Annotated in this window: 13 protein-coding genes, 1 tRNA gene and 1 pseudogene; 8 read left to right on the forward strand and 7 right to left on the reverse strand. The window is 63.4% G+C overall.

What is annotated here, in order from left to right; all coding sequences use genetic code 11:
• Positions 1-13 precede the first annotated feature (13 nt).
• Together AC15MQ_RS14595 and mutS are read right to left on the reverse strand one after the other, a co-directional pair.
• Entirely contained in the window at positions 14-958 is a 945-nt protein-coding gene (locus tag AC15MQ_RS14595) for a metallophosphoesterase (RefSeq protein WP_483080478.1), read from the reverse strand.
• Positions 955-3,504 carry a DNA mismatch repair protein MutS gene (mutS, locus tag AC15MQ_RS14600; protein ID WP_483080479.1) on the reverse strand — a complete coding sequence of 850 codons (2,550 nt, stop codon included), beginning with the start codon at positions 3,502-3,504 and terminating at the stop codon, positions 955-957. Before mutS ends, AC15MQ_RS14595 begins: the two co-directional genes overlap by 4 nt.
• A 460-nt stretch (positions 3,505-3,964) precedes the next feature.
• On the opposite strand from mutS, the gene AC15MQ_RS14605 reads away from it, so the two are divergent.
• From AC15MQ_RS14605 to AC15MQ_RS14615, 3 genes are all read left to right on the forward strand, one after another.
• A complete protein-coding gene (locus AC15MQ_RS14605; protein ID WP_483080480.1) occupies positions 3,965-5,017 on the forward strand; it encodes an alpha/beta hydrolase family protein in 1,053 nt (350 codons plus the stop codon).
• A 205-nt stretch (positions 5,018-5,222) separates the two neighbouring features.
• The gene (locus AC15MQ_RS14610) at positions 5,223-5,861 is read left to right on the forward strand and encodes a YidB family protein (protein WP_287669729.1); all 639 of its coding nucleotides are present in this window, start codon (positions 5,223-5,225) and stop codon (positions 5,859-5,861) included.
• Positions 5,862-6,286: 425 nt separating this feature from the next.
• On the forward strand, positions 6,287-6,883 hold the full coding sequence (locus tag AC15MQ_RS14615) for a PEP-CTERM sorting domain-containing protein (protein ID WP_483080481.1): 597 nt from the start codon (positions 6,287-6,289) through the stop codon (positions 6,881-6,883).
• A 182-nt stretch (positions 6,884-7,065) separates the two neighbouring features.
• On the opposite strand, the gene AC15MQ_RS14620 is transcribed toward AC15MQ_RS14615, so the two are convergent.
• Positions 7,066-8,055, reverse strand: a complete 990-nt coding sequence (locus AC15MQ_RS14620) for a hypothetical protein (RefSeq protein ID WP_287651898.1) — start codon at positions 8,053-8,055, stop codon at positions 7,066-7,068.
• Between the two features lie 231 nt (positions 8,056-8,286).
• Here AC15MQ_RS14620 and AC15MQ_RS14625 point away from each other — a divergent pair, with 231 nt between their 5' ends.
• On the forward strand, positions 8,287-8,601 hold the full coding sequence (locus AC15MQ_RS14625; protein ID WP_287651897.1) for a PEP-CTERM sorting domain-containing protein: 315 nt from the start codon (positions 8,287-8,289) through the stop codon (positions 8,599-8,601).
• 243 nt (positions 8,602-8,844) lie between these two features.
• Here the strand turns inward: AC15MQ_RS14625 and AC15MQ_RS14630 are convergent, their stop codons facing one another.
• From AC15MQ_RS14630 to queA, 4 genes and pseudogenes are all read right to left on the reverse strand, one after another.
• Positions 8,845-11,967 carry a DEAD/DEAH box helicase gene (locus AC15MQ_RS14630; protein ID WP_483080482.1) on the reverse strand — a complete coding sequence of 1,041 codons (3,123 nt, stop codon included), beginning with the start codon at positions 11,965-11,967 and terminating at the stop codon, positions 8,845-8,847.
• A 67-nt stretch (positions 11,968-12,034) separates the two neighbouring features.
• Complete coding sequence (locus AC15MQ_RS14635; RefSeq protein WP_483080483.1) at positions 12,035-12,565, reverse strand: hypothetical protein; 531 nt, start codon at positions 12,563-12,565, stop codon at positions 12,035-12,037.
• 262 nt (positions 12,566-12,827) lie between these two features.
• Positions 12,828-13,121 (reverse strand): hypothetical protein, encoded by a 294-nt coding sequence (locus AC15MQ_RS14640; protein WP_483080664.1) that lies wholly within the window; start codon positions 13,119-13,121, stop codon positions 12,828-12,830.
• Positions 13,104-14,134, reverse strand: a pseudogene (queA, locus tag AC15MQ_RS14645) (tRNA preQ1(34) S-adenosylmethionine ribosyltransferase-isomerase QueA); the annotation flags it as partial. The pseudogene queA and the gene AC15MQ_RS14640, both read right to left, overlap by 18 nt.
• A 142-nt stretch (positions 14,135-14,276) precedes the next feature.
• On the opposite strand from queA, the gene AC15MQ_RS14650 reads away from it, so the two are divergent.
• The 4 genes from AC15MQ_RS14650 to AC15MQ_RS14665 all read left to right on the forward strand — a co-directional run bounded on the left by AC15MQ_RS14650 (position 14,277) and on the right by AC15MQ_RS14665 (position 16,499).
• Positions 14,277-14,363 (forward strand) — tRNA-Leu (locus AC15MQ_RS14650).
• A 206-nt stretch (positions 14,364-14,569) separates the two neighbouring features.
• Positions 14,570-15,781 (forward strand): tyrosine-type recombinase/integrase, encoded by a 1,212-nt coding sequence (locus AC15MQ_RS14655; protein WP_483080484.1) that lies wholly within the window; start codon positions 14,570-14,572, stop codon positions 15,779-15,781.
• Positions 15,778-16,182 (forward strand): hypothetical protein, encoded by a 405-nt coding sequence (locus AC15MQ_RS14660; RefSeq protein WP_483080485.1) that lies wholly within the window; start codon positions 15,778-15,780, stop codon positions 16,180-16,182. Before AC15MQ_RS14655 ends, AC15MQ_RS14660 begins: the two co-directional genes overlap by 4 nt.
• Positions 16,183-16,283: 101 nt before the next feature.
• Complete coding sequence (locus AC15MQ_RS14665; RefSeq protein ID WP_483080486.1) at positions 16,284-16,499, forward strand: helix-turn-helix transcriptional regulator; 216 nt, start codon at positions 16,284-16,286, stop codon at positions 16,497-16,499.
• Positions 16,500-16,751: the final 252 nt, after the last annotated feature.

Genomic DNA, 16,751 nt, shown 5'->3' on the forward strand with positions numbered 1-16,751 from the left:
TTTGACGCTACAGTCAGCGACGCCGGTAGGGATGCACCTCGAAGCGGAAGAGTCGCGGATGCTCGTCGTCGACGATCACCTTCACCCAGCCCATCAGCGGATAGCCGAAGGTTTCCAGGCGAGTGAAGTTGGCGATCGGCAGATGCGACGACGGATCGCGCAGCGGATGGTCGATCCGTTGCCAGTGCGTGTCGCCGTGTACCAGCAGGACCTGACCTGGGAAAGCCAGGCTCTCGCTGCTCAGCACTTCCAGCAGCGCGCGGAAGCCGGCGTGCGTCAGGCCCGCAGCATGGTGTCGGAAGCCCGGGTTGGCCTGCATGACAATCACCATGCCGGCCGCGTGCTCGCGCCGCGCCGTGGCAAATCCCTGCCGCAACCAATCGATGAGCACCGGGTTGCGTGCCAGGAACTCGTCGCTCGGGGCTTGGCCCAGGCCGTAGTTGTTGTCGGGTCCAGGCACATTGAGCGATACGAACAGCACCGGCCCGAGGCGCCAGCGCAGATGTTCGGGGTAGGCCCCCGCCTGCCGCTCGACCGGCAAGGTCTTGCTGCCGAGTGAACGCGGCGTGGCGAAAAATGTCTCCCGCAGTTTCTGCAGGCGTTCGACTGGGTCGAAGTGGCCAGCGGGCAGGCGGCGGCAGTCGGTCCATTCGTTGTCACCGGGGACATAGAGCAGCGGCACGCTGGAGGTGTCGAAAAGCATCCGACGTTCAATGAACAGTTCGTCGCTACAGACCGCCTTGCCCTCCTTGAAGTCGCCGGCATGAACGATGAAGCTGGGATTCTCCGCCGCGATGTCGTCGAGCATGCGTGGTAGTTCGCGGCGTTCGTATTCGTTGTACGGCGTATCGCCTATGACCGCGAAGCGCCAGGTCTCGGCGTGCAGGTATCCGGCCAGCAGCAGGCCAATGCCGGCCAGCAGGGTTTGCAGGGGCCGACACATCAAGCGGTGAGTCACGGTAGCAGTGCTTTCAGTTCATAAAGGGCGTCGAGGGCCTCACGGGGCGTCAGTCGATCGGGATCGATCGCGTGCAGCCGTTCGACGGCGGGGTGGATCGGTGCCGCGCGCGCGTCGGCCGCGTCGGCCAGCGAAGTGGCAAACAAATCCGGCTGCAGCGGGTTTATCGAAGCGCGTTGCTCGAACTCGCGCAACTGCCGCCGGGCGGCTTTCACCACCGCCGCGGGAATGCCGGCCAGTGCGGCAACCTGAATCCCGTAGCTCTGATTGGCCGGGCCATCCTCGACGGCATGCAGGAAGACGATATGCTCACCGTGTTCGATGGCATCCAGATGCACGTTGGCGAGGCTGGCGTATTCGTTGGCAAGCAGTGTCAACTCGAAGTAATGGGTGGCAAACAGCGTCAGGCAGCGGTTCTTCTCGAGCAGATGGCGACAGATGGCGAAAGCCAGTGCCATGCCGTCGAAAGTCGAAGTGCCGCGTCCGACCTCGTCCATCAGCACCAGGCTGTGTTCACTGGCGTGATGCAGGATGGCCGCCGATTCGGTCATTTCGACCATGAAGGTCGAGCGCCCGGCGGCCAGATCGTCGGCCGCGCCAATGCGGGTAAAGATCTGGTCGAGCGGGCCGAGCACCGCCCGCGTCGCCGGCACATAGCTGCCGACATGCGCGAGCAGGGCGATCAGCGCCGTCTGTCGCATGTAGGTCGATTTGCCGCCCATGTTCGGACCGGTGATCAACAACAGCCGTCGCTCGTCGGCAAGGCGGGTCTCGTTGGCGATGAAGGTCTCACCACCGCCAAGCTGGTCTTCGACGACGGGGTGTCTGCCCCCCTCGATCAGCAGTCCAGGTTCCGATGAAAACAGCGGCCGACAGTAGTCGCGCAATTGCGCCGTCGCGGCGAAGCCGGCCAGCAGATCGAGGCTGGCGATGGCCTGAGCGACCTGTTGCAGTTGTGGCAGGTCGCCCTGCAGCGCAGTCAGGACGCCATCGTACAGCAGCTTTTCTCGCCCCAGCGCACGGTCCTGCGCTGACAGGGCCTTGTCCTCGAAAGCCTTGAGCTCGGGTGTCAGGTAACGCTCGGCGTTTTTCAGCGTCTGGCGGCGACGGTAGTCGTCAGGCACGCGCGTGGCATTGGCGTTGCTGACTTCGATATAGAATCCGTGCACGCGGTTGTATTCGACCTTCAGGTTGGCGATACCCGTGCGTGCGCGTTCGCGTGTTTCGAGTTCGACGAGGAATGCGCCGCAGTTGTCGTTGAGCGCGCGCAGTTCGTCGAGATCGGGGTCGAAACCGTTGGCGATCACGCCGCCGTCACGAATCAGTGCCGCCGGTTCTGGCAGGATGGCATGGTTCAGCAGGTCGAGCGCGGCGTCCGGGGTAGCCAGTTGCGCGCTGAGTTCGGCGAGTAATGGTACCGCCGCCGCGGCTGCCAGCAGCGTGCGCAGTTCGGGCAGCCGCTGCAGGCTGTCGCGCAGGCTCGAAAGGTCGCGCGGGCGGGCGCTGTAGAGCGCAATGCGCCCGGCGATACGTTCGATATCGGCAAAGCCGCGCATGGCCTGGCGCAAATCACGCAGCGTGCGGCCACCGTCGTCCAGGAGCATGGCAACCGCCGCGTGCCGGGCGGCAGGGATCGCCGGGTCGCGCAGCGGATGGTGCAGAGCGTGCCGCAGCAGCCGCGAGCCCATGGAAGTGATGCAGTTGTCGAGCAGGCTGTACAGCGTCGGCGCGGCCTGGCCCCGTAAGGTTTCGGTGAGTTCGAGGTTGCGCCGCGTCGCCATGTCGAGCCCGAGGAATGTGGCGTCGCGTTCGACGATCAGCGCGCGCAGATGCGGCAGGGCGCGCGTCTGGGTCGCCCTGGCGTAGCGCAGCAGTGCCCCGGCAGCAGCGATCGCTGGTCGCAGCCCGTCGGCGCCGAAGCCGGCCAGCGAAGTGGTCGCGAAGTGCGCACGCAGTTCGCGCCCCGCCGCTTCAACGTCGAAATGCCAGTCGGGCTGACGGGTCAGCGCAACCTCAGCGGTGAAACCGAGTGCCAGACCCTCCGGGGCAATGATTTCGGCCGGACGGATGCGTTCGAGAGTCGAGGCCAGCCGCCCCGGCGCGACTTCGCAGACCCGGAACTCGCCGCTGGCCAGATTGATCCAGGCCAGGCCGGCCAGTTGCCTGGTGGTGTATACCGCGAGCAGCAGGGTGTTGCGTTTTTCGTCGAGCAGCGCCGCGTCGGTCAGCGTGCCGGGAGTAACGATACGTGCAACGGCACGTTCAACCGGCCCCTTGCTGGTTGCCGGGTCGCCGACCTGCTCGCAGATAACGACCGATTCTCCGAGCCTGACCAGCTTGGCCAGATACTGTTCGACGGCGTGGTAGGGCACGCCGGCCATCCTGATCGGTTGCCCGGCCGACTGGCCGCGCGTCGTCAAGGTGATGTCCAACAACCGCGCCGCTTTCTCCGCGTCTTCGAAGAACAGCTCGTAGAAATCGCCCATCCGGTAAAACAACAGGATGCCCGGATGCTCGGCCTTGATGCGCAGGTACTGTTGCATCATTGGAGTGTGGGCCGATCCTGAGGTTTCCTTTACCTCTTGTTGTTTCCGCATATGTAATGAAACGCATTGATTTGTTGAAGAAATGAGAAATTTCTCGAAACTGGAGAGGATCAGCGATGCGCATCTACACCCCACTGCACTGGTTTTGCAGTATAGCTTTCCGCAGTATTTTTTGAAGAACCTGTACCATTCGTCTTCCCGGCTCCCCTGCATCCCAGCGCTTTGCCCATAACAGGCACTTTTCCGGCATTATGCTGCAGCTACCCCCGGCGCCTGACTCCGATCTCGACATTTCCCGCGAGGCTTGCCAGTAGCGCGACCACTGGTCTTCGCGCCGAAGGGTGCTCAACCCGAACCTTCGGGTTGACGTGATGGTCAACATGCTTCCCGCGTTCGGCGCGATCCACGCTTCAATCATCAATTGGCTCGATCACGTCATCCCTCAGGTATCATCGAATCCATGAGTACTCTCTCCTGGCGCCATTCGTTGCGAACCGCCGTTGCCATTGGGGCGGCGCTTGCGGTGGTCTCTCTCGCTTCCGCCCGTCTCGCCGCGCAGGAGGTGGTGGATGCGCAGCATCCTGTGCCTGTCGTTACGGAGGCAACGGGCGCGGCGCTCGACGTCGGCCTCGCGGCGGTCGTTACCCAGGATTACGACTGGTTCGACACCAGACGCAACCGTGCCGTACCAGTGCGACTGTATCTCCCCGCCCAGCCGGCAGGCACGCGGGTGCAGCCACTGGTCGTCTTTTCACACGGCATCGGCGGCTCGCGGCGCGGCTACAGCTATCTTGGCGGCTATTGGGCCAGCCGCGGTTATGCCAGCCTGCACGTGCAGCATGTCGGCAGCGACCGCTCGCTGTGGTCCGGCAATGTCTTCAATCTGGTGGCGCGCCTGCACGGCGCTGCCCAGGCCGACGAAGCCATCGCCAGGGTGCATGATCTTCGTTTCGCGCTCGACCAGGTTCTCGACCTTCCGGAAGTGGGACAGAGAATCGACCCCGCACGCATCGTCGCCGCCGGGCATTCCTACGGCGCCAATACCGTCATGCTGGCGGTTGGCGCACGCGTCGAGCGCAACGGCGGCGTCCTCGACCTTGTCGACCGACGACTAGGGGCCGCGATCCTGTTATCGTCGCCACCGTTCTACGGCGAAACCGATACGGCGAGAATACTCGCCGACATTCCGGTGCCGACGCTGCACATCACCGCCACCGAGGACATCATTCGCCTTCCCGGCTACTACTCTGGCGCGGAAGATCGTATCGCCGTCTATGAGGCGATGTCCGGCGGGCGCAAGATCCTGGCCGTGTTCGCGGGTGGCTCGCACAGCATGTTCACCGATCGCTCCGGCACTGGTGGAGTCGCGCTGAACCCGCAGGTGAAGGCGGCGACCAGGGAACTCTCGGCGGCTTTCATCGAAGCCGTGTTTGGCGGTGGCGATGTGGCGTTGCGCGACTGGCCGGTCCGCCACAACGCCATCGTCGCCCGTTTCGCTGCCAGCGGTTCGTAGACGGGAGCGGTCGCGGGCCTGTTGTCCGAAGTGCGTGTTGTTGACACGCGGTCTGGGAGAGCGGCAAGGTTGATTTCTGATTGCGGCCTGTCATCATTGTGAGTGTGCATGATTGGAGCAGGTGGTCGCAGTCTTGCCGCGCCAATGCGACGCGGAGCGGTGCGGGCACCAAGCAGTTTAACGGACGACGATAAAGGAGCGTGGCATGGGTCTGCTGGATGGCATCTTGGGTGAGGTTTTGGGAAATTCGACGGACACCGGGCAGCCGTCGCCAGTTGTGAGTGGGGTGGGCGGTGGCAACCGTGTGCTGATGGCGTTGCTGCCGGTGCTGCTGGGAATGCTGATGAATCGACAGGGCGGAACGGCTGCCGGTGGCGGTGGCCTAGGTGACCTGCTCGGTGGCGTTCTGGGTGGGCATGGTGGTCAGGGTGGTGGGCTTGGCGATGTTCTCGGGGGGCTGCTTGGTGGTGCCGGTGGCAACTCCGGGGGCGGTGGTGTGGGTGCGGTCCTGGGTGGCGTGCTCGCCGGTGGCGCGGGTGGTGCGGGAGGATTGGGCAGTCTGCTGGAACAGTTCCAGCGTGCCGGCTTCGGCGAGCAGGTGAGTTCATGGGTGGGGGGCGGTCAGAACCTGCCGATCTCGCCCGCCGCCATCGCGCAAGTGTTCGGCGGCGAAGCGCTGGCGCAGGTCGCGCAGCAGGCGGGAGTGAGCGAAGCCGAGGCATCCGAGGGACTGTCGCAACTGTTGCCGGAAGTGGTCGATCGCGTCACGCCGGACGGCCAGGTTCCGAACCTTGAGCAACTCGCGGCGAGCGCTGCCGCCCTGACTCGGCAGTTCAGTGGATGAGTCTGCCGGATCGGTGATGCGGGTACGACGCTTTCCGTCCACTTGCAGTAGGCCGTCTGAGGAAATTGGATGCAAAAGCGTCGGTTGACCTGCCGCAGCACCCTCCCGGCATAAGTCGGCACAGCGGCACAGCCTTGCTCGATTCCTGTCGACTTTTCTTACAGATGCACCGCATATCGAACCCGGCGGTCACGTGGTGGCTCCGGCATGGGTTGCATAACAATCGGATATAAAACATCTTCCCATGATGCTTTCAAACTATGGCATGAAGTTTGCTTTTGTTTGTGTAGCGGGGCAATAACCGTGCTTCTGTTACAGGACATGTCGTGTTCAAGTCTGCACATGATTATTCCCAAAGACCAACTCTTGTCGAACACGCCTGTCCGTGGGTTCGAAATGCCCGACACAAATAAGGAGATATGCAAATGACCGCACTGCGTACTTTGGCCCTGACGCTGGGGTCTTTGGCCGTCGCCACGTTTGCCACCGTCGCAAATGCTTTTCCGATTGCCAGTTCCGGCGAAGGGGCCTCTGTTCTGGTGGGCGGGACCAGTGACATCGTCGCTACCTATCAGGGCAATTCCGCTTCCTTCAGCAACGACCTGTATCTGATGTGGGATGGCGCTGCCGGCAAACCGGGTGATGACGGCAATCTGTCCAATGACGTGTTTATCTTCAACAATCACTCCTCGGCGGTAGGCAGCACCGTAAACCTCGGCGCTTTTGCCCCTGGCACCGAGCTGGAGTTTCGCCTGCATGTCAATAACACGGACGATGACTTCTTCACCGGCGCCGCCAGCCGCAACCCGGACAGCCATGCGCATGCGCGTGTGCAGGCGAACTGGGAGCCCAATACGACTCTGGTCAGCTTTGAAGACCTCTTCAACGGGCCTTTCGATTTCAACGACCTGAGCTTCTCGTTTACCAATACGGTATCCAGCGTACCCGAACCCGCAACGCTGGCGCTCTTCGGACTGGGCTTGCTCGGTCTGGCATCGGCCAAACGGAAAAACAAACGCTGACACTTTAGTGCGGCACCAGGCACCAACCAGACCCCGGCGCGTCCGGGGTTTTTTTTGTGCCTGATCAAGTCCGGTGAACTGATTCCGCCACCAGCCGACCTGCCAAATCTGGTCGGCAGCGCAGCAGCCCACCGATTGCCGCGCAAATGGTTCGTGCTGTGGAGTGCCATTCGTGGTGGGCGTCAGTACAGGCGCGTCAAGTGGGTTGACAGATCCCGTTCGTTGACGAAAGTCAGGTCGTACATCGCGGTCAGTCCCTTGGCGTGTTCGTCGCTGAGGCCGGCGACGCACATCACCACGTTCTTTCCGCTGACGCCAAGGCGCTTGCGCATGTTGAGATATTTGTCAATGTCATGACGGAATTCACCGGTCTTGCACTCGATGCAGACGGGTATCTGGCCATCGATCAGCATGAAGACATCGAGTTCATGGGATTCGTTGTTGGTCAGCGTGATACTCAGGTTGCGCGCACAGGAGAAGCGTTTCTGGCGTTCCTTGCCGTATTCCAGGCAAGTCATCAGGGCAAACCATTCCAGCCATTCGCCGTTGAAGAAATCGCGAATGGTCGGGGCCGTTTGCAGGGCCAGCAGGACATTGTTTTTCTGCCGGTTGGGCAGGTACTTGGCCACAAAAGAGAAATCGTAGAGTTGCTGGCAGAAGCTGGCAATGGCCTGCACATCCTCCGGCGATTTCTTGTCGAAGGCGATCGTCGTGCTTGTATAGGCCTTCTGCTGCGCCCAGCGAATGCGTTCGAGTACCTCTTTCAAGACCGGCAGGTTGGCGCCGATGAGCATCGCCACTTCGTCGAAAAAGCCTGTGGTATCGACCCCGCGGAGATTGGCCTGGACCTTGATCTGCTTGCGGCCGAACCAGTCGACGATGGGCTCGTGCTGCTGTTCACAAGCGAGGTGGTCGGTATTGGAGAGATGGATTGCGTCCAGCGCCTGCGGCTGTGCGCCTGGTGATTGTGGGTTGCCGGCCATGGTTTGTGCTTGCAGGCGGAGAATCTCGCGCTGGGCAGAGAAATACTTTTCGAGCAGCTTGCCAACAAAGAACAGAGTGCTGTAAACCGGAGTCGGATTGCCGCAGCGGGGGCAGGCGACCGTGATGCCGAGCTGGTCGTCGGGCTGTTCCTGCAGGTGGGCGCACTTGTTGCAGCGCGTTATGGCCATGACTGAAAACCAAGACGGGTGAGTGGTGGAATGCCAAGAGGAGATGACCGGTTCGAGTCGTCTGCCTGGTCTTCGGCATGTGCGCTTGTCTGCCATCACCGGGGAGGGATGGCGTGCCGCGGTGGGTTCGTCGTTCACAGGGAGCTGGCGAGACAGTATACCCAAGTTCAGAGGCTGGCGACTCCGGTTCTGTCGAACACGGTGATCCCCTTCAAATTCGCCGGCGCGCCGGTGATTGACACGGTTACCATCCAGCTGGACAACACCTGGGTCGGTGGTGTCTACTCCCCGGCGGCAATCCTGATCGACGGCCTCAGCCTGGTATTTACCCCGCCAGCGATCGGCTCCGTCGGCTCGGTCAGCTTCACCGGTTTGGGTCTGCTCGGCAACAGCCACACCATCGAGTTCGACCAGGCGTTCGGTGGCTGGACCTTCGTCAGCGAAATCAGCTTTGACGGACACTCCTCGGCACCCGAGCCTGCCTCACTGGCACTCCTGGGTCTCGGCCTGACCGGGCTGGCCTGCGCGCGCCGTCGCCGGAGTTGATCTCGGGGGTTGCACGGGCACGGAGTCGACATTTCACCGCTGTGTGACTCGGTGATCCCCATCCGCGGGATGTAGCAGTACCTCTTATACGAGTTGCTTGTCCGCCAGGCACAGACCTGCGTGCGACAGGCCGGGCAGCGACGAGCCGCAGCACGCGATCAGGCACCACTTGAATGGCGCGCCCGCTGGCCAAGACGCTGAGTAAAGAGCAGACCTCAGCGTCGCCCCTTCATGGTGCACCCGTTACCCGCGGATCAGGGCGACAAGATCTTCGGTCGAAGGCAGGGCGCTGGCTTCGCCTTCGGCGAGGATGCTTTCCGCGAGCGCCCGCTTTTCGTGGTGCAGGCCGACGATGCGTTCCTCGACAGTGCCCTTGGTGACCAGGCGATATACGGTGACCGGCCGCAATTGCCCGATGCGGTGTGCTCGGCCCATGGCCTGGTCTTCGGCAGCCGGGTTCCACCACGGGTCGGTGATGACCACATAGTCGGCAGCGGTCAGGTTGAGGCCAAAACCACCGGCTTTGAGGCTGATCAGAAAGAGGTCGCCGTCGCCACCCTGGAACGCCGCGACGCGGCGGCTGCGCTCGGCGGCGGGCGTGGCGCCGTCCAGGTACTGGTAACGGACGCCTGCCGCGTCAAGGGGTTCGCGCAGGACTTTCAGGAAGTCGACAAACTGACTGAACACCAGCGCCTTGTGGCCGTTGGCGATCAGTTCGCCCGCGAGATCGGCAAAGGCCTGCACCTTGGCGCCGGCGATGGCGAATTGCGGACTGCACAGACGCGGGTCGCAAGCGGCGCGGCGCAGTCGCGTCAGTTGCGCGAGGATGTTGAAGTGCGCCTGCGCTTCAGGCGTACTCTCCAGTGTGGCGTCGATTGCGCGCGCGGCTTCGCGGCGCAGGGCTTCATAGTGCGCGGCTTCGGCAGCTTCCGGCGCGACCGTCAGGATCAGTTCGGTGCGAGGCGGCAGTTCCTGCAACACTTCCGCCTTGGTCCGTCGCAGCACGAAGGGACCGATCAGGCGCTTGAGGACGTGTTGCGCCTCGCGGTCGCGGCTACGCTCGATGGGCCCGGCGAAGCGTTCGTTGAAGCGATTGATGGTGCCCAGCAAGCCCGGATTGGCAAAGCGCATGATCGACCACAGGTCGCCAAGCCGGTTCTCCACGGGTGTCCCGGTCAACGCCAGACGAAAGTCGGCGGCGAGTTCGAACACGGCCTGCGAGCGCTTGGCGGCGGCGTTCTTGATCGCCTGCGCTTCATCGACGATGAGGGTGTGCCAGGTACGGCCGGCGAAGCGCTCCTGCGCCAGTTGCAGTAGCGTATAGGAAACGATCAGGAGATCCTGCGGCCCGACATCGGCGACCAGTTCTTCGCGTTCGCTGTCGCTCGCTTCGGCGTAGATGCGGGCGTTGAGTGTCGGTGCGAAGCGCTGCGTCTCGGCGAGCCAGTTGCCGCAGACCGAGGTCGGGGCAATGACCAGGGCCGCGCCGCCGGCGGCGCGTTCGAGCAGGACGCCGAGGGCCTGCAGCGTCTTGCCCAGGCCCATGTCGTCGGCCAGGCAGCCGCCCATCCCGGCGGTGGCCAGACGCACCGCCCATTGATAGCCGTCTTCCTGATACGGCCGCAGGTTGGCCTGCAACAGCGTCGGCAGCTTCGGCTCGGTGGCCTGGGCTTTGCGCAGGCGCTCGATGGCCTGGCGGAAATCGCGGCTGGCGCTGAGCTCGGTGCCGTCGAGAACCTCGTCGAGCCAGGCTGCGGCAATGGTCGGTGCCTTGCCGCCACCCTTCTCGGGTTCGAGCACGGCGGCCAGGTCGCTGAGTTTCTGTTTCAGCGAACGGGTCAATGCCGCGTAGACGCCGTTCCCCATCGGCACGAAGCGTGACTTGTCGCGTGCCGCCGAGAGCAGCGTTTCGAGTTGTACGACCAGGCCTTCGTCGAAACTGGCCTGCCCGGAGAGGTGAAACCAGTCGCGCTCGCGCTTGACCGTCACCCCGAGTTGCCGGGAATCGATGGTAAGCACGCGCACGCTCTTGCCCTTGGGCCATTCGACGGCGGCCACCGCAGCCAGAGTCGGCAGCGTTTCGACCAGGCCGAGAGCCTCCTCGGGGTCTTCGATCAGCCATTCGCTGAGGCCTTCGCTACCATCGAGGCAGGGCAGGGCGTCGAGCACCGTTTCGAGATGCCGGCGCTCGGCGTTGAGGTCGCGTTCGGTGCCGACCGATTCGCCTTGCAGCATGACCATCAGCCGCAACCGGCCGCTTGCCGGTGGCAGCCGGGGGCCATCGGATCCCAGCGGTGCGACGACGAGACGGAGCATGAGATGGTCGCCGACCGGTGACAGTTCGGCGCGCAGGCGCGAATCACTGCCGACCTCGCGGGCCGCCTGTGCGGCGTCGGCATGCACCTGGAAATGCCCGGCCAGCGCCTGCAGGGCCTTGTCGATCTCGGCCTGGATTCCGGGTTCGTCGGCGGGAACGGCAAAGCGTCCCGAAACGAGCTGGGCGGCCTGCTGCTGTGCTGCGGAGAAGCGCACCAGTCGCAGCCGTTGCGGGGCGTCCTTGATGAGCGTCATGGTGCGTAGTGTGGCGGCCTCGCGGCGCCATTCGGCGTCCATGCTGTCATGGTCGTCGCGCTCGCGGACCGCGCGCAGCGGTGGCTCGACGCGCATCACGAAGTGCTCCCCCTGCCGAAGCAGTTCGAGTTCCGGGTTGCTTTCGGTCAGCTCGATCAATTGTTCCGGCGCTTCAGCGAGAACGATGCCGGGGTGGCCGACCAGAGCGACGAGGGCTGCCGCGAGATCGAGGTGGTAACGGTTGCTGTAGCCGCGTAGCGGGCGCAGGGCGCGCGCTACCTTGGCGTCGTGCGGTGCGAGTTGCTGGTTGCCGGCGATTCTCGTCAGGCTCACGGTGCGCGGCTTGCCCCAGCCGCGCTGGGTTCGCTTCTGTTCGAGCGGGCAAATGTCGAGCGGTTCGCCGTCGCTGCCGATCGCCAGTTCCCAGAGCAGACGTGTCGATTGACCGTTGCTTTCGCCACTCGGTTGCTCGCCGAGTGCCTGCAGCGCGCTGAGCACCTCTCGCCATTTCTGATCGGCGCCGGCGATGAAGAAACGGCTCGGCGGCGGCCGGCCATGCAGCACGCCTTCGGCGCCAGCCAGCAGGTGGAGCAGTGCCGGCAGCCGACAGGCCTGCAGTCGCCTGCGCAGTTCGGCGATGCTGTCGCCCCAGGCGACGGCCGGCCCTTGATCGTCGGCATGGGAGATGGCCTCGCTGCCCAGCCAGGCCGAAAGCAATATGGCCCATAGCGCGTCGAGCTGTGGCCGCTGCAATTCGTCGCGCCGGGGCCGGAAGGCGTCGACGGCGACCTGCACGCGGCCGAGGCGAGCGTCGATGGCATGAACCCAGCGTCCCCACTCGAAATAGGGGCTGGGGTTGCGGCTACCGGATTCGCCGAGGCAGAACTCTGCGCGCCAGATCGAGGTGCTTCGGCGTCTTCTGGGCGAGCAGCGATAGCGGATAGAGCCAGGCGTAGCTCGGTCGGGCAGCAAATCGCTTGGTGCCGCCGATTTCGCTTTTGCGCAGCTTGAACGCCGCTTCGAAAGCGGCTTGCCCGGCCGCCCACTCGCCGTCGATGACCAGCATGACGGCGCGCAGGCTGGCGCTCATGCCGTCATCGAGATCCGCCAGCAGCGCTTCAAGCCGAACGCGCGTCGGCGCGCCACAAGCGCGAGCTCGGCGAGTGCGCAACGCAGTTTGCTTGCTGACTCCGGCGGGATCCTTGGTGAATTGCTGGTAGGCCCATTCGGCTAGCGGTTCGTATTCCGGCAGCCAGAACACGCAGACGTGAGCAATGGCCTCTTGCGTCACGATGGTGCGACAGCCCGGGTCGAGGAATTCGAAACTGGGACCGTCGAATGGCAGCAGGACTGCCTGGGTGAGGACGCTGTCGCCAGTCGAACGAACGCGCAAGAATGCTGCGGAGACGCTGCAGCTCTTCGCTACGGTGCCCCCGAGAAGAGCTTTGGCGCGGACGATAGGCGATGGCCGTCGGCAGATTGTTGCTGTGGCCAGTAGAAGCCGGCAATCGCGAGGAATCGAGATAGTCGAGTCGCGGCGACGCGCCTGCAGCAGTGCCGATCCCTGGTTGCGTCTCGCAGCAGACTCGCGGTATAGCGGTCAAACGCAGCACATCCACGAGCTGGACGCCCGTTCCGACGTTGTTGATCGCTGTTCAGCAGGTCCTTCTCGCGCAGCTCGGTTGATCGCCAGTCTTGACGTCGCCGGCGGTGAAGGTCTTGCGGGTGCTGGTTTTCAGGGCGCACAGACCGAGCAGGCGGTGCAGATCTGCGGGTGTTCGGTAGCTCCAGGCCAGCGCGCTGACCAGTGCGACCTTGTATGTGTCGGCGGTCAGGCCGTGACGTATCGAGGTTTTCGATGGCGGTCGGCGTTGAAGGGCGTCGAAGTCATGGACGGTCCGTGTCAGGAAGTGGTGGGCAGCGGAACCTGGCTCGCGGGTCAGCAGCATCGCGTCGCCGTAACTGAAGAAGCGATAGCGCTGGCTGATTGCGTGCCGATAGGCGCCGCGGATGGTGTCGATACCGGCGAAAGCCGAAACCAGCATCAGTAGCGTGGATTTTGGCAGGTGGAAGTTGGTGACCAGGCGGTCGACGACACGAAACTGGTAGCCCGGCGTGATGAAGATGTCGGTCTCGGCCGAGCCCGGCGTGCAACTCGCCGTGCTGCGCCGCCGCTTCCAGCGCACGCAGGCTGGTCGTCCCGACGGCGACGACCCGGCCGCCGCGCGCCCGCGTGCGGGCGATGGCGGCAATGGTGGCGGGCGGGATCTCGAAGCGCTCGGCGTGCATCCGGTGCTCGGCGAGTTGTTGCACGCGCACCGGCTGGAAGGTTCCGGCACCGACGTGCAGCGTCAGCCAGGCGATGTCGACGCCGCCTGCGGCGAGTTTCGCGAGCAGCGCCTCGTCGAAATGCAGGCCGGCGGTGGGCGCGGCGACCGCGCCGGGCTGGCGGGCAAAGACGGTCTGATAACGGGCCTCGTCGTCCCTGCCGGCGGCGTGGTTGATGTACGGAGGCAGCGGCAGGCGGCCGTATCGATCGATCAAGTCCCACAGGTTGCCGGCGCCGGCCAGTTCCAGCTCGAAAAACTCGTCTTGCTGGCCGCTGCGTCCGCGCACGATCAATGGGATCGTCTCTTCAAGAACCATCCGGCTGCCCGGTTTCGGCGATTTGCTGGCGCGGATTTGAGCCAGAGCGTGAGCGGGCATCGACGATGCGCTCGATCAGCACCTCGATTTGCCCACCGCTGTCCTTGCGCCCCAAAAGGCGCGCCCGGATGACGCGCGTGTCGTTGAACACCAGGAGATCGCCGGCTTCGATCAGTTCCGCCAGATCGCCGAAGCGGCGGTCATGCAGGGCACCGTCCGTGAGTTGCAGCAGGCGGCTGCCGGTGCGTTCGTTGGTCGGGTGCTGGGCGATCAGTTCGCCGGGTAGATCGAAGTCGAAGTCGTCGAGCGTGAGCATGCGAAGAGTGGTCAGCGAAGGAAGGCACAAGGTCCGGAGGGGGCCGTCCAGGGAATCCAGGAATGTTGATCGGTGCGCTTGTCGCCTGCGGGAGAATCGGCGATAATCGCTACCTCTTCGGGCTCACTCTCCGTGATCCCAAGCCGAGATGGCGGAATCGGTAGACGCAGCGGACTCAAAATCCGCCGGTGGAAACATCGTGGGGGTTCGATTCCCCCTCTCGGCACCAACAAGCAATCCAAGGTAGTCCATAGATGCCAAAATAACCCGCCAAGTGCGGGTTTTTTATTGTCTTTTCGTCCATCGTGGGGTAACTTCGTCCAATAGCATCCAAAGAAAAGCAGGGGTAACTTTCGGGGTAACTGGACTTACCCCTGGGGTAACTCTCATCGGGGTAACTCCTGACGACGCGAAGTGTAGACCATGGGGGCAGTTATGTCTCTCACCGATACCGCAGTACGCAACGCCAAGCCCGGCGAGAGGCCCGTCAAGATGTACGACGAGCGCGGGCTATTTCTCATCGTGACCTCTGCGGGAGGCAAGTGGTGGCGCTTCCGGTATAGCTTCGACGGCAAGGAAAAGCTGCTCTCTCTCGGGACCTATCCGGATGTCAGCCTCAAGGACGCCCGTGAGGCGCGCGAGGCGGCGCGCAAGCTCATTGCCCAAGGCACAGATCCCGGCGCCGATCGGAAGGCCGACAAGGCGGCAAAGCTGGCGTTGACGGCGAACTGCTTTGAGAACATCTGTCGCGAGTGGCTCGAACAGCGCAAGGGCACGGTGGAGCCGGCGCAGCATGTCAAGACGCTGGCGAGGATGGTGAACGATGTATTCCCCTGGCTGGGGGCGAAACTGATCACCGACATTACCGCTCCCGATGTGCTCGCTGTCTTGCGGCGAATCGACGATCGCGGCGCCCGCTACACAGCGCACCGGGTACGTAGCGAGCTCAGCCAGGCCTTCCGCTACGCGATCGCCACCGGCCACGCTGAACGTGATCCCTGCCCCGATCTGAAAGGCGCGATCCCGGCGCCGAAGGAAACCCACTTCGCGGCAATCGTCACCCCGAAGGAAGCGGCCGAATTGCTGCGCGCCATCGATGGCTTCCGGGGTACGTTCGTGGTCAAGAGCGCGCTGTTGCTCGCCCCCCTGCTGTTCGTTCGACCTGGCGAGCTGCGCCGTGCGGAATGGTCAGGTATTGACCTGGACAAGGCCGAATGGCGCTACCTGGTCACCAAGACCAAGACCGAACACCTGGTACCGCTGGCACCGCAGGCAGTGGTGATCCTGCGCGAACTGCACGCCCTGACCGGGAGCGGGCGCTATGTCTTCCCTGGGCGAGATCCCCACAAGGCCATGAGCGAGGCCGCCGTCAATGCGGCGCTGCGCCGGATGGGGTACGACACCCGAACCGAGATCACCGGGCACGGATTCAGGGCGATGGCGCGAACGATCCTGCACGAGGAACTGCACATCAAGCCCGAAGTCATCGAGCACCAACTCGCGCACGCGGTACCGGATGCCCTGGGCGGTGCCTACAACCGGACCAGGTTTCTGGCGGATCGGCGCGCCATGATGCACCAGTGGGCGGATTACCTGGGCAAGCTCAAGGCTGGGGCGGAAGTGATCGCCATCACAAGCGCCGCATGACCGCTCCTGAACCAATGGCAACGCGTGAAAGGGGCGCTATCAGAGTAGACGAGCGCGAATTCCTCGAGGGGATTCGCGATCTGGCGATTGATGCAATTTCCGAACGGAGGGTGATTATCGCCGAGGGTGTGTCCGTGTCGGTTCCGCCGGACCATCCATTGCAGCAAATCCTAATACTGGTGACCAATCGCCTTTTGAAAACCAATGGTCTGCGTCCGGAAACCGACTCGAAAATAAAAGAGGCAGCCCGTAAGCGCGTTGTCTCTGGCGCCACATGGGATGAAATCGCAAGTGAGTTTGGCGAGGCCTTCGTCAAGGATCTGCAGAAGGCGAGTCGCTACAAGCCTAGGTTTGAGTTGTGGAGGCATTGTTTTCAGTCTATCGAAGACCAGCATGACTGACTAAACCTCCTGTTCGGAGGCAGCTTTGTGCACGAACCTGCCGGTTACGCTAACAGATTGAGTCAAATAGGATGCACCCGTCTAAACACGTACAAGGACGGATGCACATGGATATTCCAGAAACAGGCTTCCTTCGCCTGCCGCAAATCATCGGCAACCCCAAAGCGAAACCGCCGACACCCCCGCTGATCCCCGTCAAGAAGTCCTGCTGGTGGTCTGGTGTCAAGTCTGGACGCTTTCCACAGCCGGTTAAGCTGGGTCCGCGTGTCACCGTCTGGCGCGTCGAGGACATCCGCAAACTGATTGCTTCCGCCTGAGCGCGCGGACGATCATGGACAATAAGCCGTTGACAGCGTCGTCCAGACCGGCGCATGATTTGCCTGTCGCTGCACATCAGCGATACGGGTGTGGAAGCCCGGAGAATAGGCGGACAAGCCGCCTGCATCGCGGCTTTTTTATGTCCGTCGGCATGGCCCCAAGTTTTGGGCAGCCGTGCGGGGAGCATTCGTGCTCGCCGGTTCCTATTCCCGGTCTTCCACACCCGCACGGCCTGCCCTCCCCATGTGGAA

The sequence above is a fragment of the Candidatus Accumulibacter propinquus genome, assembly GCF_056856495.1.